20 protein-coding genes are annotated in these 22021 nt (G+C 65.0%); 10 read left to right on the forward strand and 10 right to left on the reverse strand.

All coding sequences use genetic code 11. From position 1 onward, the window contains the following. Positions 1-62 precede the first annotated feature (62 nt). Positions 63-1058: a thioredoxin-disulfide reductase gene (gene trxB, locus ET475_RS06610; protein WP_129387559.1), complete on the forward strand. Its 996-nt coding sequence runs from the start codon at positions 63-65 to the stop codon at positions 1056-1058. After that, positions 1006-1443 (forward strand): thioredoxin, encoded by a 438-nt coding sequence (gene trxA / locus ET475_RS06615; RefSeq protein ID WP_340638610.1) that lies wholly within the window; start codon positions 1006-1008, stop codon positions 1441-1443. Before trxB ends, trxA begins: the two co-directional genes overlap by 53 nt. A 59-nt stretch (positions 1444-1502) precedes the next feature. On the opposite strand, the gene ET475_RS06620 is transcribed toward trxA, so the two are convergent. The 4 genes from ET475_RS06620 to ET475_RS06635 form a co-directional block, all read right to left on the reverse strand. Beyond that, complete coding sequence (locus ET475_RS06620; RefSeq protein WP_129387564.1) at positions 1503-3389, reverse strand: APC family permease; 1887 nt, start codon at positions 3387-3389, stop codon at positions 1503-1505. A 180-nt stretch (positions 3390-3569) separates the two neighbouring features. After that, positions 3570-3938: a tryptophan synthase subunit alpha gene (locus ET475_RS06625; RefSeq protein WP_340638611.1), complete on the reverse strand. Its 369-nt coding sequence runs from the start codon at positions 3936-3938 to the stop codon at positions 3570-3572. Positions 3939-3987: 49 nt separating this feature from the next. Further along, the gene (locus ET475_RS06630) at positions 3988-4974 is read right to left on the reverse strand and encodes a ParB/RepB/Spo0J family partition protein (RefSeq protein ID WP_129387567.1); all 987 of its coding nucleotides are present in this window, start codon (positions 4972-4974) and stop codon (positions 3988-3990) included. Then, positions 4974-5912 carry a ParA family protein gene (locus ET475_RS06635; RefSeq protein ID WP_129387570.1) on the reverse strand — a complete coding sequence of 313 codons (939 nt, stop codon included), beginning with the start codon at positions 5910-5912 and terminating at the stop codon, positions 4974-4976. Before ET475_RS06635 ends, ET475_RS06630 begins: the two co-directional genes overlap by 1 nt. Before the next feature lie 530 nt (positions 5913-6442). On the opposite strand from ET475_RS06635, the gene ET475_RS18250 reads away from it, so the two are divergent. Further along, a complete protein-coding gene (locus ET475_RS18250; RefSeq protein ID WP_277985766.1) occupies positions 6443-6577 on the forward strand; it encodes a hypothetical protein in 135 nt (44 codons plus the stop codon). A 2007-nt stretch (positions 6578-8584) separates the two neighbouring features. On the opposite strand, the gene rsmG is transcribed toward ET475_RS18250, so the two are convergent. The 6 genes from rsmG to rpmH are packed head-to-tail and all read right to left on the reverse strand — an operon-like array spanning position 8585 to position 11709. Then, complete coding sequence (rsmG, locus tag ET475_RS06640) at positions 8585-9205, reverse strand: 16S rRNA (guanine(527)-N(7))-methyltransferase RsmG (RefSeq protein ID WP_129393743.1); 621 nt, start codon at positions 9203-9205, stop codon at positions 8585-8587. A gap of 23 nt (positions 9206-9228) precedes the next feature. Next, positions 9229-9726 (reverse strand): Jag family protein, encoded by a 498-nt coding sequence (locus ET475_RS06645; protein ID WP_129387573.1) that lies wholly within the window; start codon positions 9724-9726, stop codon positions 9229-9231. Positions 9727-9744: 18 nt separating this feature from the next. Next, positions 9745-10869, reverse strand: a complete 1125-nt coding sequence (gene yidC / locus ET475_RS06650; RefSeq protein WP_129387576.1) for a membrane protein insertase YidC — start codon at positions 10867-10869, stop codon at positions 9745-9747. 3 nt (positions 10870-10872) lie between these two features. Continuing rightward, positions 10873-11184 (reverse strand): membrane protein insertion efficiency factor YidD, encoded by a 312-nt coding sequence (yidD, locus tag ET475_RS06655; RefSeq protein WP_129393745.1) that lies wholly within the window; start codon positions 11182-11184, stop codon positions 10873-10875. A gap of 41 nt (positions 11185-11225) precedes the next feature. Then, a complete protein-coding gene (gene rnpA, locus ET475_RS06660) occupies positions 11226-11624 on the reverse strand; it encodes a ribonuclease P protein component (protein WP_340638612.1) in 399 nt (132 codons plus the stop codon). Then, positions 11572-11709 carry a 50S ribosomal protein L34 gene (gene rpmH, locus ET475_RS06665; RefSeq protein WP_056123502.1) on the reverse strand — a complete coding sequence of 46 codons (138 nt, stop codon included), beginning with the start codon at positions 11707-11709 and terminating at the stop codon, positions 11572-11574. The genes rnpA and rpmH overlap by 53 nt, the downstream gene beginning before the upstream one ends. A 419-nt stretch (positions 11710-12128) precedes the next feature. Between rpmH and dnaA the strand changes: the two genes are divergently transcribed. The 7 genes from dnaA to ET475_RS06700 all read left to right on the forward strand — a co-directional run bounded on the left by dnaA (position 12129) and on the right by ET475_RS06700 (position 22020). Continuing rightward, positions 12129-13415 carry a chromosomal replication initiator protein DnaA gene (gene dnaA / locus ET475_RS06670; RefSeq protein WP_422879942.1) on the forward strand — a complete coding sequence of 429 codons (1287 nt, stop codon included), beginning with the start codon at positions 12129-12131 and terminating at the stop codon, positions 13413-13415. Positions 13416-13819: 404 nt separating this feature from the next. Further along, complete coding sequence (gene dnaN / locus ET475_RS06675) at positions 13820-14968, forward strand: DNA polymerase III subunit beta (RefSeq protein ID WP_129387585.1); 1149 nt, start codon at positions 13820-13822, stop codon at positions 14966-14968. A 179-nt stretch (positions 14969-15147) separates the two neighbouring features. Continuing rightward, a complete protein-coding gene (recF, locus tag ET475_RS06680; RefSeq protein WP_129387588.1) occupies positions 15148-16335 on the forward strand; it encodes a DNA replication/repair protein RecF in 1188 nt (395 codons plus the stop codon). Next, entirely contained in the window at positions 16328-16819 is a 492-nt protein-coding gene (locus ET475_RS06685) for a DciA family protein (protein WP_129387591.1), read from the forward strand. Before recF ends, ET475_RS06685 begins: the two co-directional genes overlap by 8 nt. A gap of 120 nt (positions 16820-16939) precedes the next feature. Continuing rightward, complete coding sequence (gyrB, locus tag ET475_RS06690; RefSeq protein ID WP_129387594.1) at positions 16940-19000, forward strand: DNA topoisomerase (ATP-hydrolyzing) subunit B; 2061 nt, start codon at positions 16940-16942, stop codon at positions 18998-19000. A 45-nt stretch (positions 19001-19045) separates the two neighbouring features. Beyond that, positions 19046-21619, forward strand: a complete 2574-nt coding sequence (gene gyrA, locus ET475_RS06695; RefSeq protein WP_129387597.1) for a DNA gyrase subunit A — start codon at positions 19046-19048, stop codon at positions 21617-21619. Continuing rightward, positions 21616-22020, forward strand: a complete 405-nt coding sequence (locus ET475_RS06700; RefSeq protein ID WP_129387601.1) for a DUF3566 domain-containing protein — start codon at positions 21616-21618, stop codon at positions 22018-22020. The genes gyrA and ET475_RS06700 overlap by 4 nt, the downstream gene beginning before the upstream one ends. Position 22021: the final 1 nt, after the last annotated feature.

A 22021-nucleotide genomic window follows, 5' to 3' on the forward strand; every position in this document is an offset into this window, starting at 1 on the left:
ACCCGGTTACGATGTGTTGAGGCATCCGGACGGTTCGATACGTCCGCCAACAAGGAGAAACCGTGCGTCAGCTCATCATCATCGGATCGGGTCCTGCGGGACTGACCGCCGCGATCTACGCGGCGCGTGCAAACCTCAGCCCGTTGGTCGTCGCCAGCAGCGTCGATGTGGGCGGCGAGCTGATGAACACCACCGAGGTCGAGAACTTCCCCGGGTTCCCCGAGGGGATCCAGGGCCCTGATCTGATGGCCAAATTGCAGGCGCAGGCCGAGAAGTTCGGTGCCGAGATCGCCTACGACGATGCCGTCGAGCTTGAGCTCGACGGCCCGGTCAAGCGCGTCATCCTCGGCTCCGGCAAGGTCGAAGAGGCCGAGACCGTCATCTTCGCCACGGGTTCGGCGTATCGCAAGATCGGCATCGAGGGCGAGCAGCGCCTCTCGGGCCACGGCGTCTCATGGTGTGCGACGTGCGACGGCTTCTTCTTCCGCGAGCAGGAGATCGCCGTGGTCGGCGGCGGCGACTCGGCGATGGAAGAAGCCACGTTCTTGACCCGTTTCGCTTCGAAGGTTTATGTCATCCACCGTCGCGACTCGCTGCGTGCGTCGAAGATCATGCAGGAACGCGCCTTCAACGACCCGAAGATCGAGTTCGTATGGAACAGCGAAGTGGTCGACATCCTCGGTGAAGATGCCGTCACCGGCGTGAAGCTGCGCTCCACGGTCGATGGTACCGAGAGCGAACTGGCCCTCCAGGGCGTGTTCGTCGCGATCGGCAACGACCCGCGCACGCACCTGGTGCACGGCAAGCTCGATTTCACGCCCGAGGGCACCGTGTGGGTCGATGGCCGGTCGTCGCGCACCTCGGCTCCGGGCGTGTTCGCCGCCGGCGACGTGACCGACCCCACCTATCGGCAGGCGGTGACCGCGGCCGGATCGGGCACCGTCGCAGCCCTCGACGCCGAGCACTACCTCGCCGCCCTCGGTGAGGCGGGTGCCCCCGAAGCCGATGCTGACGAGATCTCGGGGCGTCCCGAGGCTGCCGCGACACCCGCCGCCTAGGAACAAACCCGCTCCGCGCGGCGTTCGTTCCAGTGACAGGCTTTCCCACAGAAGGAGAAACATGACTGCGAAGGCGACCACATCCGCGACGTTCGAGCAGGACGTGCTGCAGGCCGACGGCCCCGTGCTCGTTGATTTCTGGGCCGAGTGGTGCGGCCCGTGCCGCATGGTCTCGCCAGTTCTCGATGAGATCGCGGCCGAGAACCCTGACAAGATCACGGTGCTCAAGCTCAACGTCGACGAGAACCCCGACCTGGCCATGAAGTACCAGATCACCTCGATCCCGGCGATGAAGGTGTTCGACAAGGGTGAGGTCAAGACCTCGATCATCGGCGCGAAGCCGAAGTTCGCCCTCGAGCAGGACCTCGCCGACTACCTGAAGTAGCCGATCTCGCAACGGCGCCCCCGCGGACCCTCGGGTCGCGGGGGCGCCGTCGTTTGGGTTCAGGATGCCGCAGCCCCGGCGGCCCGCGCCGTCTCCGCGTCGTCCGCCGCCACGATGTCGAGAATCTCCTCCGTGGCGAACCCGGTGCGAATCGCCCAGATGTACGCGACGATGCCGACCAGCACCTCGACTCCCATTCCCCACGGGAAGCCGAGCGCCGGCACGTCCATCGGCCCGTATTCGCCGAGATATCCGACCAGCAACGAGGCCAACAGCAACCAGATCAGCCACCAGTTCGCTTTCACATGTCGCTTGCCCTCGGGCCCGCACGTTGCCCACACGGCGACGCAGAACCCCACCACCAGAACACAGAAGGCCGCGTAGTACACCGGGAACGACCAGCCCCCGGCGCGCTGCTCCCCGTTGGTGGTCAGCACCCATCCGCCGGCGGCTGCGACCCAGATCCAGGCGACGAAGAACACGAGGCTGATGGCGATGCTCGCGACGGCGTTCATCCACTTCATCTTCCACGCGTAGTAGGCGGTGAAGAACGGCAGCCCGATGAATGTCGCGGTGATGACGTTGGCCAGCGTCGAGAACCCGCTCCAGTACAGGATCAGGACGGCTGCCAGGAACGAGACCGGTGACCAGAACTTGTACCCCTTCAGCAGGAACGGCCGCTTGAGGTGCGGCGCTGTGCGCCGCAGCACCGGCAGCCCGGCACCGCCCATGATGTAGGTGAGCACCGCGGCCGAGCTGATGAACCCCACCAGCTGGTACCAGCTGGGCGCCGGCACGAAGAACACGCAGCCGACGACGGCAGAGACGACCAGCGGCACCCAAGGTATGCCGAACCTGTTGTTCCTGGTGAACACCTTCGGGATGTTGCGGTGCACGCCGAGCCCGTATCCGGTGCGCGCTCCGGTGCCGAGATAGACCCAACCGGTGGCCAGCGGTGACACCGCGGCGTCGATCAACAGGAACACGCCCAGAGCTGCCAGGGCCGCCATGTTCGCCGAGTCGAGGGCATGGAAGAGGGGGCCGTCGGCCCATCCGCCGTTGACCAGCTTTTCCCACGAACCGGGGGCGAGCCCCATGTCCTTCCAGTTCAGCGCCCCGATGAAGGCCACCTGCAGCAGGGTGTAGATCACGGCGGGAATCGCAATCGACCCGATGGTGGCAAGTGGCACGTTGCGTTGCGGGTTGCGCGCCTCGCCACCGTAGTCGAGGGCCTGCCGAAACCCCAGCAGCGAGAAGATGATGCCGGTGGTGGCGATGGCGTGGAAGATCGGTGGCACCCCCAGGGGTGCGAACCCTCCATAGCTGGTGAAGTTGCTGCCCTTGAGAATGAAGAACAAGAAGATGAAGGTCAGGGTCGGAAGAGCTATCTTCCACAGCGTCACCCAACGATTCGACTCAGCCAGGAATCGCGCGCCGAAGAAGTTCAGTGCGAAGAACAGCAACATGAGCACGAAGCCGGCGAGAATCCCGACAGGCCAGCTCAGCACGTCGACGCCGTCGACCCGCGTCAGCAGATGCAGCTGCGGAAACCGCCCGCCCAGATAGGTGAGTGTCGCCTCGGCCTCGATCGGCGGAATCGATACCACCGACAGCCAGTACGCCCATCCGATGATCCAGCCCGACAGCGAGCCGTGGGTGAGGTAGGTGTACCGCACGATGGCTCCCGAGCGCGGCAACATGGCCCCGAGCTCGAGGTAGGTCAGTGCGATGAGAAAGACCAGCACTGAGGCGATGATCCACGACAGAATCGCAGCCGGTCCGGCCACCCCCGCGGCCGCCAGCACGCCGAACAGCCATCCCGAGCCGATCTGGGCGCTGACACCGAGCAGCAGCAGTTGGGTGAGTGAGAGTCTGCGTTTCAGTCCGCTGTCGGCGGCTTCGAATGATCCTGTGATCGGTTCCGGTTCGGTCTGCGTCGTACTCATCACCCTCACACTTCCTCGTGCGTGCACACGTCCTCGTGCGTTTCGATGTGACGGTCCGCTCCGGCGAGCCGATCGCCGGTGCTTACGGTACGCCCGACAGTGCACTCTGTGGGGACGATCGCGTGACACGACCCGATTCGGGCTTCATTCCGATTTCAGAATATATCTGAGAACCCCTGGTCAGCGGGCATCCACGCGGACGACGGCATCCCACCGGCGGTGTGTGTTGGCCTCGCCCAGAAGCTTCCACACCGCGGGCGTCAGTGCGGGATAGTCCAGCGCTATCTGGCGCAGCACGCGATAGTGACGTGCGGCGTTGGGTCGTACGCCGCCGTTCGCGGCGATGTTCTCGGCTCGCAGGGTGAACACGACGAGCTCGTCGATCGTGGGTAGCTCCTCTATGAACTCCCACGGGTCCTCTCCGCCGAGCAGACGTTCTTCGACGATCACCGACAGCTCATCGGCCGCCTCGGCGCGCAGCAACTCAAGACTGGCGCGACGCCGGGGGGTCACGTCACGCGCCCCGTCACCTGCCGTCGAAGAACTCACCCGACAAGCCTAAACGCCCTCGCCCTCGTGCGGGTGCGGCGTGCCGTGATCAGCGCCCGAATCCCGACTCGCCCAGCTCCTCGAGAATGCGGTTCAGATCCTGGATGCTGGCGAAGTCGATGGTGACCTGGCCTTTTCGTGCTCCCAGCGAGACCCGCACCTTCGTGTTCAGCCGGTCACCCAGCCGGTCGGCCACCTCGTCGAGGTACGCCTGTCGCGCCCCGGCCTTCGGTGCGACGCGTCGGGTTCCCGAGATGTTCTTGGTCTTGGCCACTGCCTCGGCCGCGCGCACCGAGAGGTCTTCATTCACGATGCGGTCAGCCAGTCGCTGCATGGACTCGTCGTCGTCGAGCGAGAGCACTGCACGTGCATGCCCGGCGCTGAGCACTCCTGCAGCGACGCGCTGCTGCACGGGAACAGGCAGGCGCAGCAGGCGGATGGTGTTGCTGATCTGCGGACGCGAACGACCGATCCGCGAAGCCAACTCCTCCTGGGTGATGCCGAAGTCCTCCAGCAGCTGCTGGTACGCGGATGCCTCTTCCAGCGGGTTCAGCTCCGAGCGGTGCAGGTTCTCCAAGAGGGCGTCGCGCAACAGGTTGTCGTCCGAGGTCTCGCGCAGAATCGCCGGAATCGCCTCGAGTCCCGCCTCTCGGGCGGCGCGGGTTCGGCGCTCTCCCATGATCAGCTCGTACTGGCCCTCGGCGTTCTGGCGCACGACGACCGGCTGAAGTACGCCGAACTCCTTCACGCTGTGCACGAGTTCGGCCAGATCGTCGGGGTCGAACACCGAACGCGGCTGACGCGGATTGGGCACTATCGCGTTCGGGTCGATGCTGATAAGTCGCGCGCCGGGGACGGCAACGAGATCGTCGGTCTCGACCGGCCGCTCTTCTGCCCGCTCGGCGCGGGCTTTGACCGCGGTGGCGGTGGCGGACGCCCCCGGGAAGAACACGTCGACGGGACGCTCCGCTGTCGCCTCCGACGTGGGGATGAGTGCCCCGATTCCCCGTCCGAGTCCTGTCCGCTTTGCCGCCATCAGGCGCCTCCTTCTGTCGGTGCTGGCGCGCTGTCGCGCTCGATGATCTCCACGGCCGCTTCGCGGTACGCCACGGCGCCCGCGGACTGCCCGTCGTAGGCAATCACTGTCTGGCCAAAGCTCGGTGCTTCAGAAACACGCACTGACCTGGGAATAACTGTCGCGAGAACCTCTTTGGGGAAGTGTGCACGCACCTCGTCTGCAACTTGCTGCGCGAGTCTCGTGCGGCCGTCGAACATCGTCAAGACGATCGTGGAGACCCGCAGCCCCTGGTTCAGATGCTTCTGAATCATCCGGACGTTCCCGAGCAGCTGGCTCAACCCTTCCAGCGCGTAGTACTCGCACTGGATCGGGATGAGCACCTCGTGTGCGGCGGTGAAGGCGTTGATCGTAAGCAGCCCCAGCGACGGCGGGCAGTCGATGATGACGAAGTCGGGCTTCTCTTCGACCTGTTCGAGATAGTCATCAAGAGCCGTGCGCAGCCGGTGCTCCCGCGCAACTTGCGACACGAGCTCGATCTCCGCGCCCGCAAGATGGATCGTGCTGGGCGCACAGGTGAGAAGGTCCGATTCCGGACTCGTCTGGATGATGTCGGCCATCGGAAACTCGTCGATGAGGACGTCATAGACGCTCGGGGTGTCAGCGTTGTGCGGAATGCTCAGCGCGGTCGACGCATTCCCCTGAGGGTCGAGGTCGATCACGAGCACTCGCGCGCCGACGGATGCCATCGCTGCAGCCAGATTCACCGCGGTGGTCGTCTTGCCGACGCCACCCTTCTGGTTGGACACCGTGATGATGCGTGTGCGACCCGACAGTTCGACTGTCGTCTGTTCGAGGGTGCGTTGACGTGCGGTGAGATCCGCAAGTTCACGTGCGATCGGACTGTCGCCGAAGACGGGGTCGAATGCCGCAACGCTCGCGTCTTGGGACTGTTCCACGTGAAACGCACTCCTTCTTCGCGCTGCTGACGACCTCGATTCCAGTCTATGCGGCGATCCGCCGGCATCCCGACGGCGTGCGGGGTTCCGTGTTATTCAGCGACGCCATTGCTGCGGTCCGCGAGGTCGACGGGCGTTGTTTCACGTGAAACATCCGTGGATGCCGCGGGCGCGGTGCTTCTGCGAGGCACGGTGCTCCGCTTGCGGGGCTTCCGCAACTCACGGTCCGCTGCTGCGGGCTTTCCGCAATTCACGGTCGCCGCTGGGGTCCTTCCGCAACTCACGGTGGCCACTCGGGGTGCCTTCGCAACTCACGGTCGCCACTCGGGGTCCCTTCGCAACTCACGGTGGCCACTCGCGGCGCCCAGCATGCGCAATTCGCCGAATCTCGCTGGGCGCCGTCTCGTTGGTGTCGTTGCCGCTGGGATGCGGCGCTACTTGCGCTGGGCCTCGATACTGATCCCCACGCACGATGATCGTCGCAGAAGCGGCCTCCGCTGGCGATCGCGCTGGCTCAGCATTTCCCACCCGTGACTCGCGTCCCCCTCGGCACACCTGCGCGCCTTGACGGCGACATCGGCACTTTCGCTGCCTTTGCCATCCTCTCGCCCTCGGGTGGGTGGGCGCTTCCCCCGCAGCTCGACCGGCGGCCACGTTTCACGTGAAACATCGGCGCGCGCCCACCTACGCGGGCCGGCGGCGTGGGCGACCGGATGCATGACCTCGGCCCACGGGGCCGCGGAGCATCGTGGGGTGTCGCGGGTCGGCGCGCGCACGACGCGTTCCTCGCCGGGATCTCTGCGGCACCCCAGACAACTCGTCGTGCAGCCAACCGCAGCGACTGACCTGATGCGCGCTAATTGTCGGTGCCGCAGGCGCCGCGGTGGTTGAGGTAACCCGGGTGCGTCTAAGCCACCATCCCACGGTGCCTCTGGAGGTCCGCCGGGGACGCGGTCGGCGCAGCGTGCTCGGCGTCCTCGTTTCACGTGAAACATCCGCGCGTGTGTCCTCTCTTTCCCGCAGATGAGCGCGTTGACGTCATACTTCGCAGATGGTGCGCACCACCACGATCATGAGGCCGACGTTCTTCTCCACGACGAAGCAGCCTCGGCGACCCGTCGGCGGTGTTTCACGTGAAACACGGTGATCGTTCCATCGTCGGCTCGGGAATGATGGACTGTCAGCCGAGTCTTGTGGGGTGAGCCCCAGTGGTCGCGTCTTGGCTGCGCCCCAGGGCTCCGTCCCATTAGGTTTCACGTGAAACATCGCAGTCCGTGTCACTCCCGTCCTCTGCCACCGCCGGGTGTCGCCACGAGATGCAGCGAATGCGTCCAGCCGAGAAGTCCGTGACGACGCAGTAATGGCGGCTCGCGCCCGCGACACAGCCGCAGGCTCCGACGTTTCACGTGAAACATCGCGGTCCGCATCACTCACCGCCCTCTGTCCGCGCTGGGTGTCGCGACCAGATGTCGGCACCCGATGCGGCGGGCCCATTCCCCAGAAGCCCGCTGACGGCGCAGCAAAGGCGGGTGGCGCCCGCGACGCAGCTGCTCAGACGTTTCACGTGAAACATCGACATCCCCACCAATCTTTTCTGTGCACCCGACGACCGTCCCTACGGGTTCGACAAGTGGTGACCAGCCGTTTGAATGGCACAGTCAGCACGGGAGCGAGCACGGAGCCTTCAAATGGAGCTATCGGACCGTGTCACGTGAGCCATCGACATCCCCACCGGTCACTTCTGTGCACCCAACAACCATCCCCATGGGAGCGACAAGTAACATCCCGTCCACCCGTCTGAATGTCACAGTCAACACGGGACGGAGAGCGGAGCCCTCGATGGAAGTGTCGCGGGCGTTTCACGTGAAACAACACCGCCCGCTCCCTATACGCCTTCAGAACGCGTGGTGCCCCTCCGATGCAGGCCGAGACCATCCGATGGTGGCGCGTCGGCCGACATACGCCGGCGGGTCGTTACGGCGGAGGGAAGTCGCGCCGCAGGGAAGTAGCGCTGGCGGGAACCCACGCACGCAGACAGTCGCACCCGCGGGGAAGTCACGCCCGCGGGAAGTCACGCCGGAGCGGGCTCGATGTTTCACGTGAAACATCCCCACCGGTCGAGAAGCCCGTCCTGCACGCAGATCATCGCTGCGCGCACCGACACCGGCTGTGGGAGGGCGGGAAGTTCCTCACCACATACCCGGCGCACGTCGCCGGGTCGTCTGGCGCTCACCGCCACGTGGCGCGACACTTGCTTCTGGCCGAAGTGTCGATGGCCAACTGGCTCATGCTGAAGACTCTGACGGGCCAGAGGCATCCCACCAGCCAACCGGCACGAGGGTTCATAAGGGCTGCACACCACCGACGCTGCACTTCGCCTCCAGAGCGCGCCCCACTCACGGCAACGGGAGCTGTCTCATGCACAACTGCAGCCATACTCACCAGCGTGCGCCCGCCAACTCGCCGACACGCGGCACGGTATCGACGATGACGTGGCTGACGCCTCACTCGACGGCGATCAGCGGTGCACGAGGCGTTTCACGTGAAACATCGCGAATCCAGTGCCCTCCGAGCAACCGTTTGTGTCGGTGCGGCGGCATCGACAACGAACAGGTCGCCGCGGCGCCCCCTTAGACCGACAGTTTCACGTGAAACGTCAGTGCGCGCCCACGCTATCCCCGCACTATCGCTCGAACGACGCGAGAGGGCTCGGGAACGACATCCTCGCCGACGACGTCCACCCGCACGTCCGAGAGTCGGAACTTGCGGATCTGCTTCTGAGCTGCCTCGATCTCTGCAGGAGCGCTCGCGCCCTTCAGCAGCACCAACTCACCGCCATCGCGTACCAGCGGGGCAGCGAGGGGGATCAGTGTGCGCAGTGCGCTCACCGCACGGGCCGTCACTGCGTCACACACCGGTCCGCGCTTCCAGTCTTCCGCACGCGCACGAACGACCTCGACGTTGTCCAGTTCGAGCTCTGCGACCTGCTCCAGCAGCCACGTGACGCGACGCTCCATCGGCTCGATCAGCACCCACTGCACATCAGGTCGTGCAATGGCCAGGACCAATCCGGGCAGCCCTGCGCCCGATCCGATGTCGCCGACGGTGCCGGAGAACAGCGGTGCGATCACAGCGCTGTTCAGAATGTGGCGACTCCACAGTCGCGGGAGTTCGAGCGGGCCGATGAGTCCGCGCTCCTCACCGTGCAGCGCGAGCGCTGTGGTGAAGCGTCGCGCCCACTCGATGCGATCGCCGAACACCGCCGCCGCAGCGGCAGGTTCGGCCTCCAGCATCCCCTCGTCACTCACAGCGATGCTCAGGAACGACGGATGACGGTGTGACGGTCAGAACCCTCGCCGTACGACTCCGAGACGAGCCCGCGCTCGGCGACGATGTCGTGCACAAGCTTGCGCTCGTAGCTCGACATCGAGGGCAGGGACGCCTGCGATGCCCCCTCATCAAGACGCGTGACAGCCCGATCGACCAGCCGAACCAGCTCGTCATGGCGGGCGTCGCGCGACCCACCGATGTCGAGGATCAGACGTGAGAAGCGGCCTGTCTGACTCTGCACAGCGAGGCGCGTGAGTTCCTGTACCGCCTGGACGGTTTCTGGGTCCGAGAGCACACGGATCGACGAGGCGTCTTCAGCCTCGACCGAGACATACGCGCGTCCGTTGCGCACATCCAAGGCCAGATCGCCGTCGACATCGGCGATGTCGAGCAGACCCTCGATGAAGTCGGCGGCGATGTCGCCTTCCTGCTCGAGCTGCTCGGCGGTGGCCTCCTGGCCGGCCGGAGTCTGTGTTACTGACATGCGCTTTTCCTTCGGGTGTCAGGAGGGGGATGCCGCAGAGCCGCCGGATTTTCCGGGCGGATTCGACGGGTTCTTCTGGGACTGCTTCTTGGCGCGCTGCTTGCTCACCGGTTGCTGCCGCTTGGGAGCTGCCGCCTTGGCGGCCTCCGCTTCTTCGAGAAGTCGCTGCTGCTCGGCGACATACTTGTCCATCGGGATGATGCGACCCTTCGCATCCAGCGCCTTGCCCTTCTTCGCGAGGCGCTCCTCACGCTCCTTTGCCGCCTGTGAGCCCGGTGTCGGCATGTTGCGGATGACGAGGAACTGCTGCACGGCCGTCCAGATGTTGCTGGTGAACCAGTAGATGACCACACCCAGCGGGAAGAAGACGCCCGAGAAGACGAAGGCGAACGGCAGGATGTAAACCATCATCCGCTGCATCTTGTAGGCCTGACCCTGGCGGGCCTCGGGCGACAGGTTCTTCGAGACGATCTGCAGCTGCGTGAAGAACTGCGAGGCGATCATGAGCACCACGAGGGTGATCATGATGGCCACCGTGATCTGCCAGCCTTCGGGCTTGGTCTGGAAAGTGCCCTGCAGCGATTCATGGAGAGACGCGACGCCGAACAGCTTCGCGTTGTAGAACTCCTGCGTCAGCTCGGGGGTGAGCCAGAAGATTCCACCCTTGCTCGCCTCGGCGTTCCCCTTGATCGTGGACAGCACGCTGTACAGCGAGAAGAACACCGGCATCTGCACCAGAATCGGCAGACAGCCCGACACCGGAGACGTGCCGTTCTTCTTGTACATCGCCATCGTCTCGCGGCTCATCGCCTCACGAGAAAGCTGGTCGCGCTTGCCCTTGTACTTCTCCTGGATCTTCTTGAGCTCAGGCGCGATCTCCATCATCTTGCGCTGGCTCTTGATCTGCTTGACGAACAGCGGCACAAGCGCGGCGCGCACCACGACCACCAGACCGATGATCGACAGGACCCAGGTCAAACCGGATGCCGCGTTCATGCCGACCAGGGTCAGCAGAGAATGGAACGCCACCAGGATGAGCTCGACGATCCACTTGAGCGGCCAGAGAACGAAGCCGATGGGGTCGAAACCGCCCCCGCCTGATGCCGCGGGGGTGCTCGTGGCGAAATACAGCAGATCCTGCACGGATCAGTCCTTTCTGGGGGGCACGACGAATCCGTGCGGAGTCAGCTCGAAGTGGAAGTGCCGGCTCGGCGGAACGTCGTCGACGCCGCCGGCAGCCCATGGGTGGCAACGGAGGATGCGCCAGGCGGCGAGGCCGGCTCCCTTCACCGCACCGTGCTGTTGCACGGCGCCGACCGCATAGGCAGAACACGTCGGGTAGTACCGGCATACATCGCCGTACGCATGCGAGACCGTCGCCCGATAGGCATGGAGAAGAGTCAGCACCACGTCGCGAGGGATCAGCGGCAGCATCCGCCACAGCGCGGTGCCCCGCATCCGGCCGTTGCCGACGTAGCCGGTCGGGAGGGATGCGACGCTCACGCCGCCCTCCGCGCCAGACAACGATCGACCTCAGCCTGCAAGGCATGGAAATCCGCACCCGCGGCGCTGGGAAGCGCGCGGATGACAACGTCTGCCCCGACACGCACCTGCGGAAGTGCTTGTGCGCACACGGCCTTGAGCCGACGACGCACGGTGTTGCGAGTCACGGCAGTGCCGACTCGCTTGCTCACGATGAAACCGAACCGTGCTGCGCGATCTTCACCGGACGACACCACATACATCACGGTGTGCGGCCCGGCGCACTTGACACCCCTACGGACGACGGCTTTGTAATCCGCCCCGCGGGTCAGCCTGTTCGGCCTCGCGAGCACTGCTATCGAGTCAGGCAGAGAGCTCGGTGCGGCCCTTGCCACGACGAGCCGACAGGATGGCACGGCCGGCGCGGGTGCGCATGCGGGCACGGAAGCCGTGCTTCTTGGCGCGACGACGGTTGTTGGGCTGGAAGGTGCGCTTGGTCATGGAATCACTCCGGGAGGTTCACCGGGTCGCTTGCCCGGGGACGACGATGAGGGACTCACACCGAAGAGGCATAAGTCAACCGATTAAGGCTACGTCCTGGTAGCGGATATCTCAAACCGAGCGCTGACGAACGCACATTATCCACAGCCCCGCCGCGGTCTCTGGAAGTGACACACCCCCGACGCTTACAGTGGAGTTTGCTCTCTGCACACGCGCTGACTAGCGTTGCTCGGGCAAGTTATCCACAGGTCATGGCGTCCTCCGCCACCTGTGTCACATCGACAGCCGGGGGGGCCATGGCACAGCAGGAGATCCCAGACGTACCCATCTGGGCGACCGTGGTGCACCTGCTCGAGGCCGATGAGCGCATCACGCCGCAGATGTGGGGATTCCTCAATCTTGCGGTGCCGCAGGGGGTCATGGGAGGCATCCTGTACATCGACGTGCCCAACGACCTCACGGCCGCGCAAATAAACAAGCGCATGCGCGCGCCGATCATGGAGGCACTGGCTCACTCTGGTGACGACGTCGGCTCGTTCCGTGTGGTCGTCAACCCCGATCTGACCGATGCCCACTTGACCGCCGTCATCCCGGTGCAGACCGCCCCGTCAGTCGTGCTGGATGATCGCGCTCCCGTCGAGCGCATCGACGCGCCGGCACCCCAGACGCGCAGCGACACCCGCCTGAACCCCAAGTACACCTTCGACAGCTTCGTGATCGGCCAGTCCAACCGCTTCGCGCACGCCGCGGCCGTGGCCGTGGCCGAGGCGCCGGCGAAGGCGTACAACCCGCTGTTCGTCTACGGTGACTCCGGCCTGGGCAAAACGCACCTTCTGCACGCCATCGGCGACTATGCGCAGAGCATGTACGCCGGCATCCGGGTGCGCTACGTCTCCAGTGAAGAATTCACGAACGACTTCATCAACTCCATCGCCAACAACCGAGGCTCTGCATTCCAGGCACGGTATCGCGACGTCGACATCCTGCTGATCGACGACATCCAGTTCTTGCAGGGCCGGGCCGAGACGCAAGAGGCGTTCTTCCACACCTTCAACACACTCCACGATCATGACAAGCAGGTCGTGATCACCAGTGATGTGCCGCCCAAGCACCTCACCGGATTCGAAGACCGCATGCGCAGCCGTTTCGAGTGGGGCCTGATCACCGACGTGCAAGCGCCCGACCTCGAGACCCGCATCGCGATCCTGCGCAAGAAGGCGCAGAGTGAGCGGCTGCAGATCCCCGACGAGGTACTGGAGTACATCGCCACCGTCGTCTCGTCGAACATCCGCGAACTCGAGGGCGCCCTGATCCGTGTTTCGGCGTTCGCGAGTTTGAATCGGTCGACCCTCGACATGTCACTGGCCCAGACCGTCCTGCGCGACATCGTCGACCAAGACGATGCGAACATCGTCTCGCCGACCGACATCATCACGGCCACCGCGTCGTACTTCAAACTGTCGGTCGACGACCTGTACGGGTCGAGTCGTTCCCAGCAGGTCGCCCAGGCACGCCAGATCGCCATGTATCTGTGCCGCGAACGCACGAGCTTGTCTCTTCCGAAGATCGGCCAACTGTTCGGCGGCCGTGATCACACCACGGTCATGTATGCGTACAAGAAGATCAGCGACCTGATGAAGGAACGCCGGTCGATCTTCAACCACGTCACCGACATCACCGCGCAGCTCGGCCGTAACGGGCGCTGATCGGCACTTGACGGCGCTCGTCGACAGCGCCAAAATACCGCTTCTGCACATGTGGATAACTTGTGGAGAATGCACCCGAGACTGTCATTCGTTGTGGGTGATGGACATCGACCTGTGGAGAACGTGTGGTCTGCGGCATCCGGTCGGCATCCGCGTGAACACGCGTCTCCGCAGCTCGTCCACATCTCACACGCGTGTAGTTTCCTTGTCTCTCCACGGATCGGGCGACTTATCCACAGTCTCCACAGCTGTTAACACCATGACGAAGAGTTAACTGTTAAGGGGGCCTCCGATCACCATCTCGTGCAGCCAGTCTCGAGCGGCCCGGAACTGCTCGGTCTCTCACAGAAACGGTGCGGGGCATTAGCATGGGTGAACCCAGCCCAAAGGTCGAGGGAGCGCAAGTGAAGTTCCACGTAGGTCGCGATGTCTTCAGCGAGGCCGTGTCATTCGTCGTGAAGCTGCTCCCGCAGCGCAATCCGCAGCCGATCCTCGCCGGTGTGCTGATCGAAGCGGGGGAGCAGGGCCTGTCCCTGTCTGCCTTCGACTACGAGGCATCCGCACGCACGACCATCGAGGCGAGTGTCGACGACCCGGGCACGATCCTCGTGCACGGCCGGCTGCTCTCTGACATCGCCAGCCGGCTGCCGAATGCCCCGATCCAGGTCGAGGTCGAAGACGACGGCATCGCGCTCACCTGCGGCTCGGCGCGGTTCATGCTCGCCTCGATGCCGGTGCAGGAGTATCCGGCCATCCCCGAGGTCTCGGGTGAGTCGGGTCTGGTGCCTGCGGAGGATTTCGCCACCGCGATCTCGCAGGTGGCCTTCGCGGCATCGCGCGACGATGTCACGCCGGTGCTGACGGGCGTGCAGCTCGAGGTCAGCGGCACGCAGTTGAGCCTGGTCGCCACCGACCGGTATCGGGTGGCGCTGCGCGACATCCCGTGGGACGGCGGCACAGCGGCATCCGATGATTCGACCTCGGCACTGGTGCCGGCGCGCACTCTCACCGAGGTCGGCAAGACGTTCTCGCACGGTGGTCAGATCTCGATCTCGTTCTCGGGGTCGGGCGATCGTGAGATCATCGCGTTCACGTCAGGCGACAAGACCGTCACGTCACTGCTGATCAAGGGCAATTTTCCACCGGTGCGTCGGCTGTTCCCCGAGCAGACCGAGCATCACGCGGTGGTCAACACGGCCGATCTGGCCGAGGCGGTGCGGCGCGTGTCGCTGGTGCTCGACCGTTCCGCGCCGTTGCGGTTCACCTTCACGGCCGACAGCGTCTCGATGGATGCCTCGGGGACCGAGCAGGCACGGGCGAACGAGTCGGTCGAGGCCACGCTCGTCGGTGAAGATGTCACCCTCGGCCTGAACCCGCAGTACCTGCTCGAGGCGCTGAGCGCCGTGCGCAGCGAGTTCACGCGAGTCACGTTCACCTCAGCCGAGAACCAGAACAAGCTCAGCCCCGTGCTGATCACGCCGCAGACGTCGGTCGAGAAGGGCGGCGAGGACAGCTTCCGCTACCTCCTGCAGCCCAACCTGCTGCTGCGCTGACCGCCCCGCCGCCCGCCCGCTGGGAAATTCCATATGGAATTTCCCAGACCACATCAATCTTCCGGAAATTTCATGTGGTCTTGCGAATTCCATATGGAATTTCCGCCCCGGCGGCCCGGCGGCCCGGCGGCCCGGCGGCCCGGGGGCGAGCGGGGGATGCCGTCGGTAGGGTTGATCCGGTGATCGTCGAGCAGCTCAGCCTGGTGGATTTCCGCAATTACGCGGCCGCCGATGTGTCGCTGCAGGCCGGCCCGAACGTCTTCGTCGGGCGCAACGGCCAGGGCAAGACGAATCTCGCCGAGGCGATCGCCTACTTCGCCACGCTCGGATCGCATCGCGTCTCCACCGACGCCCCGATGGTGCGCCGCGGCGCTGACGCCGCGATCGTGCGTGCCCGACTCGCCTACGGCACCCGCAGCATCGTGCTCGAGGTGCAGGTCAACAAGCAGGGGGCGAACAAGGCGCGTGTGAACGGATCGTCCCTGCGCCCCGCCGAACTTCCGCGCTACGCCCAGGTCGTACTCTTCGCCCCCGAAGACCTGCAGATCGTCCGCGGCGATCCGTCGGCGCGCCGCCGGTTCATCGATCAGCTGCTCATTCAGCGCACCCCACGCCTCGCCGGCGTCCTCTCCGACTACGACCGGGTGCTGCGCCAGCGCAACGCGCTGCTCAAGTCGGCACGGGCGCGCGGCATCCGCGGCGATCAACTGTCGACGCTGGAGGTCTGGGACGACAAGCTCATCGCCCTGGGCGCCGAGGTGATCGACGCCCGCTCGGCGTTGACCGGCGAGTTGGCCACTCCGCTGACACACGCGTATGCGGCCATCGCCGGTGCTGATCACGAGCCCGAGCTCGACTGGGCGCGCTCCATCGACGGCGCCGACCCCGAGGAGGGGACGGGAGAGATGGATGCCGCAGCCGGCGGCCTGACGAGTGAGAGATTCCGCGCGGCCCTGGCCACGCGCCGCACCGCAGAGCTCGACCGCGGGCTCACGTTGGTCGGTCCGCACCGTGACGATCTGGTGCTGCGACTGCGCGGGCTTCCGGTGAAGGGGTACGCCTCGCACGGCGAATCGTGGTCGATGGCCCTCGGATTGCGGTTGGCCTCGGCCGAACTGCTGCGGGCGCAGTCGATGCTGGGAGATCCGATCGTGATCCTCGACGACGTGTTCGCCGAGCTCGACGCCGACCGCCGTGAGCGGCTGGCCGGACTCGTCGCCGACTACGAGCAGGTGATCGTCACGGCCGCGGTCGAGCCCGACATCCCCACGGCGCTGCGCGCTCATGTCGTTCGCGTCGAAGCCGGCACGATCGTCGATCCCGAACTCTCGACGAACATCACCGAACAAGGGTCGACCGATGGCTGAGGAACACGATGAGGTTCCCGAGACCCTCGCGACGTACCTGCGGCTGCGCGGTCTTGAGCCCTCGCCTCGGGCCAAGCGTCGCCGGCGCCGCCGCACCGACGACGATGAGAACCAGCCCTTCACGCCCGGCCGCGACCCGCGCGGCGTCGGCGATGTGCTCGAGACGCTCACGCACACCTCGGGATGGGATGAGCCGCTGGCCCGCGCCGATCTTGTGCGCCAGTGGGGCGTCGTCGCCGGTGACGACACCGCACAGCACACCCGACCGGTCGCTCTTTCTGACGGAATGCTCACCGTGCGGTGCGACTCCACGGCATGGGCCAAGCAGCTGCAGCTGATGCGCGCGCACATCCTCACGCAGATCGTGCAACTGTTTCCAGATGCCGGGGTCACCAGCATCCGGTTCATCGGGCCTGACGTCCCCTCCTGGAAATGGGGTCCGAGAGCCGTTCCAGGGCGTGGCCCGCGCGATACCTACGGATAAGACAGGTCCTGAACCCTGCCGAGTGATTTTCTCTCGTCAGAGAGCCGTTCATGCCGCGTTCCCAGCGCGTCCTTGATAGACTGAGGGCAACTCCACTTACGATCGGAACGCGGAATCCCTATGACGTCAGATACACCGCAGAACGAGTCCGCGCAGGCAGACGAGACGGCACCGCAGCCGAAGGCCGCAAAGCCGAAACCCGCGAACAACGACTACGGTGCCGACGCCATCCAGGTGCTCGAGGGCCTCGAAGCCGTGCGCAAGCGCCCCGGCATGTACATCGGCTCCACCGGCGAGCGGGGCCTGCACCACCTGGTGCAGGAGATCGTCGACAACTCGGTCGACGAAGCCCTCGCGGGCTACTGCGACACCATCGACGTCACGATCCTCGAAGACGGCGGCATTCGCTGTGTCGACAACGGACGCGGCATCCCGGTCGCACCGCACGCCTCCGACCCGACCAAATCGACGGTCGAGGTCGTGCTGACAGTGCTGCACGCCGGCGGAAAGTTCGGCGGCAGCGGGTATGCGGTCTCGGGTGGCCTGCACGGCGTGGGTTCATCGGTCGTGAACGCGCTCTCGACCCGGTTCGAGGTTCTCGTCAAGCGTGAGGGATACGCCTGGCGGCAGATCTTCGCCGACGGCGGTGCGCCCCAGGGCCCACTCGAGCGCGGCGAAGAGACCGAAGAGACCGGAACCATCATCACTTTCTGGCCCGATCCGACGATCTTCGACACCGTCGACTTCGACTACGACACGCTGCGCGTGCGATTCCAGCAGATGGCCTTCTTGAACAAGGGACTGGCCATCACGCTGCACGACGAGCGCGAGAAAGCCATCGAGATCGAAGACGTCGACGGCGAAGAGGTCATCAGCCAGCGCCACGACACGTTCCTCTACGAGCGGGGTCTGGTCGACTACGTCGAGTACCTCAACCGAGTGCGCAAGGCCGAGCACGTGCACGAGGAGATCATCGACTTCGAGTCGGAAGACACGGTGCGAAAGATCTCGCTCGAGGTCGCCATGCAGTGGACCACCGGTTACACCGAGAACGTGTTCACCTACGCGAACACGATCAACACGCACGAGGGCGGCACGCACGAAGAGGGCTTCCGCGCGGCGCTGACCTCACTGGTCAACCGTTACGCGCGGGCGAACAACCTTCTCAAGGAAAAGGACGACAACCTCTCCGGAGAAGACGTCCGTGAAGGACTGACGGCGGTCATCTCGGTCAAGCTCTCGGAGCCGCAGTTCGAAGGACAGACAAAGACCAAGCTGGGCAACACCGAGGCCAAGGCGTTCGTGCAGAAGGTCGTCGGCGATCAGCTCGGCGACTGGTTCGATCGCAATCCGAGCTCGGCCAAGAACATCATCCGCAAGGCGATCGACGCCTCGACGGCGCGGCTGGCAGCGCGCAAGGCGCGCGAGACGGCCCGCCGCAAGAGCGTGTTCGAGTCGGCGTCGATGCCCGACAAACTCAAGGACTGCACGAGCAAAGACCCCTCGATCAGCGAGATCTTTCTCGTCGAGGGCGACTCGGCCGGCGGCTCGGCGGTGCAGGGTCGCGACCCGCACTCGCAGGCGATTCTCTCGCTGCGCGGAAAGATCCTCAACGTCGAGCGCGCTCGACTCGACCGTGCCCTCGGTAACAACGAGATCCAGGCGATGATCCAGGCGTTCGGAACCGGCATCGGCGAAGACTTCGACCTCGACAAGGCCCGGTATCACAAGATCGTGCTGATGGCCGACGCCGATGTCGACGGCCAGCACATCACGACGCTGCTGCTGACGCTGCTGTTCCGCTACATGCGCGGGCTCATCGAGGCGGGCTTCGTCTACCTCGCCATGCCGCCGCTGTACCGGCTGAAGTGGTCGAACTCGCCACACGAGTACGTGTACTCCGATCCCGAGCGCGACGCTTTGCTCACCGATGGCCTGGCCAGTGGCAAGCGCATCCCCAAAGACAACGGCATTCAGCGCTACAAGGGTCTCGGCGAGATGAACCCGAAGGAATTGTGGGAGACCACGATGGACCCGAACACCCGCACACTGCGCCAGGTCACCATCGACGACGCCGCGGCAGCCGACGAGATCTTCTCGGTGCTGATGGGTGAAGATGTCGAGTCGCGCAGAACCTTCATCCAGCGGAACGCGAAAGACGTGCGCTTCCTCGACATCTAGCCTCACGCAGTCGAGACGGTCCGCACGCAGAAGACGAGAGAACACATGGCTGACGACGAACGCCCCACCGAAGCATCCGCGCACAATCACGGCAAGATCGACCAGGTCGACCTGCAGGTCGAGATGCAGCGCAGCTATCTCGACTATGCGATGAGCGTGATCGTCGGGCGTGCCCTGCCCGACGTGCGCGACGGCCTCAAGCCGGTGCACCGCCGCGTGATCTACGCGATGTACGACGGCGGCTACCGGCCCGACAAGTCGTTCTCGAAGTGCGCCCGCGTCGTCGGCGAAGTGATGGGCCAGTACCACCCGCACGGCGACTCGGCGATCTATGACACCCTGGTGCGCTTGGTGCAGCCCTGGTCGCTGCGCTATCCGCTCGCGCTCGGGCAGGGTAACTTCGGTTCGCCCGGAAACCAGGGGGCGGCCGCCCCGCGGTACACCGAGACGAAGATGGCCCCGCTCGCGCTCGAGATGGTGCGCGACATCGAAGAAGAAACCGTCGACTTCCAGGACAACTACGACGGGCAGACGCAAGAGCCCATCGTGCTGCCGGCGCGCTTTCCGAACCTGCTGGTGAACGGATCGGTGGGCATCGCTGTCGGCATGGCCACCAACATCCCGCCGCACAACCTGCGCGAGGTCGCCGCCGGTGCGCTGTGGGCACTGGATCACCCGGATGCCGCGCGCGAAGAGCTGCTCGAAGCGCTGATGCAGCGCATCCCCGGCCCCGATTTTCCGACCGCCGCGCAGATTCTCGGCACCCGCGGCATCCACGACGCCTATCGCACCGGGCGCGGCTCGATCACCATGCGTGCCGTGGTCAACGTCGAAGAGATCCAGGGCCGCACCTGCCTGGTGGTCACCGAACTTCCCTACCAGGTCAACCCCGACAACGTCGCCGTCAAGATCCGCGACCTGGCTCGTGACGGCAAGATCACCGGCATCGCCGACATCCGTGATGAGTCGAGCGATCGTACCGGCCAGCGTCTGGTGATCGTGCTGCGGCGGGATGCCGTGGCAAAGGTCGTGCTGAACAACCTGTACAAGCACACCCAGCTGCAGGAGAACTTCGGCGCGAACATGCTCGCGATCGTCGACGGAGTGCCGCGCACGCTTGCCCTCGACGGCTTCGTCACCCACTGGCTGACACACCAGATCGAAGTGATCGTGCGGCGCACGCAGTACCGTCTGCGCAAGGCCGAAGAGCGCATGCACATTCTGCGCGGGTATCTGAAGGCGCTCGACGCGCTCGACGAGGTCATCGCGCTCATCCGCCGGTCGCCCACCGTCGACGACGCGCGCCAGGGGCTGAAGGCGCTGCTTGAGATCGACGACGATCAGGCCGACGCGATTCTGGCGATGCAGCTGCGTCGCCTGGCGGCCCTGGAACGTCAGAAGATCGTCGACGAGGCCGCCGATCTCGAACTGCAGATCGCCGACTTCAACGACATTCTCGCCAGCCCGCCTCGCCAGCGGGCCATCATCCGCACAGAGCTCACCGAGATCGTCGACAAGTTCGGCGATGACCGCCGCACCCACATCCTTCCCGGCTTCGACGGCGACATGTCGATGGAAGACCTCATCCCCGAAGAAGAGATGGTGGTCACCGTCACCCGCGACGGCTACATCAAGCGCACGCGCAGCGACAACTACCGGTCGCAGCACCGCGGCGGCAAGGGTGTCAAGGGCGCCCAGCTGCGCGCCGACGACGTGGTCGAGCACTTCTTCGTCACCACGACGCATCACTGGCTGCTGTTCTTCACGACCAAGGGTCGGGTCTACCGCGCGAAGGCATACGAGGTCCCCGAAGCGGGACGGGATGCCAAGGGTCAGCACGTCGCGAACCTTCTGGCTCTGCAGCCAGAGGAAGAGATCGCCCAGATCCTCGACCTGCGCACCTATGACGCTTCTCAGTATCTGGTGCTGGCCACACGCCGCGGCCTGGTCAAGAAGACCCGCCTGGGCGAGTACGACACGAACCGTCAGGGCGGCATCATCGCCATTCGCCTGCGCGAAGAAGACGAGCTGGTCAGTGCCATGCTCGTCGACGAGGGCGATGACATCCTGCTGATCACTCGGCACGGCATGTCGTTGCGTTTCTCGGCGACCGATGAGGCGCTGCGACCGATGGGCAGGTCCACCGAGGGTGTGAAGGGCATGTCATTCCGTGGTGACGATTGCCTGCTGTCGGCATCGGTGGCCAGCGACGACGGCTACGTGTTCGTGGTCACCGACGGGGGGTACGCCAAGCGCACCGCCGTGGGCGAATACCGCGTGCAGGGCCGCGGTGGTCTGGGCATCAAGGTGGCCAAACTCAACGACGATCGCGGGGTGCTCGCGGGGGGTTTGATCGCCACCGAAGAAGACGAGATCCTTGTGGTTCTTGCCAGTGGCAAGGTGGTACGCTCTGCCGTGGCCGAGGTGCCTGCAAAGGGCCGAGACACCATGGGTGTCGTGTTCGCCCGCCCGGGTGACGACGACCGGATCATTGCGATCGCGCGAAACTCCGAGCGTGGACTGGGTGATGACGACGCCGTGGATGCCTCTGCCGATGCCGACGATGCCGGCGAAGCCGAGGCATCCCCCGAGATCCCCGAAGAGAGTACTGACGCATGAGCACGGTAGCCGACAAGCTGGCAAAGAAGTCTACGCACCGCACCAGCGCCAAGCAGGTGCGCCTGCGACTGGTCTATGTCGACTTCTGGTCGGCCGTGAAGCTGTCGTTCCTGGCGGCGGTGGTGATTGCGGTCGTGACGATCGTGGCGTTCTTTCTGATCTACATGGTGGTCTCGGCCACCGGCGTGATCGGGCAGGTCGACGACCTGTTCAAGAGCATCTCTGACGGGGGCATCACGCTGTCGTCGATCATCGGTCTGCCGCAGGTGATGGCGATGGCGGCGATCATCGCGATCCTCAACCTTGTGGTGGTCACGGTGATGGGGGCTGTGGTGGCCGGCATCTACAACCTGGCCGTCAAGATCACGGGCGGATTGCTGATCGGGTTCACCTCGAACTGAT

This window comes from Microbacterium protaetiae (assembly GCF_004135285.1).
GTDB classification, from domain to species: Bacteria; Actinomycetota; Actinomycetes; order Actinomycetales; family Microbacteriaceae; genus Microbacterium; species Microbacterium protaetiae.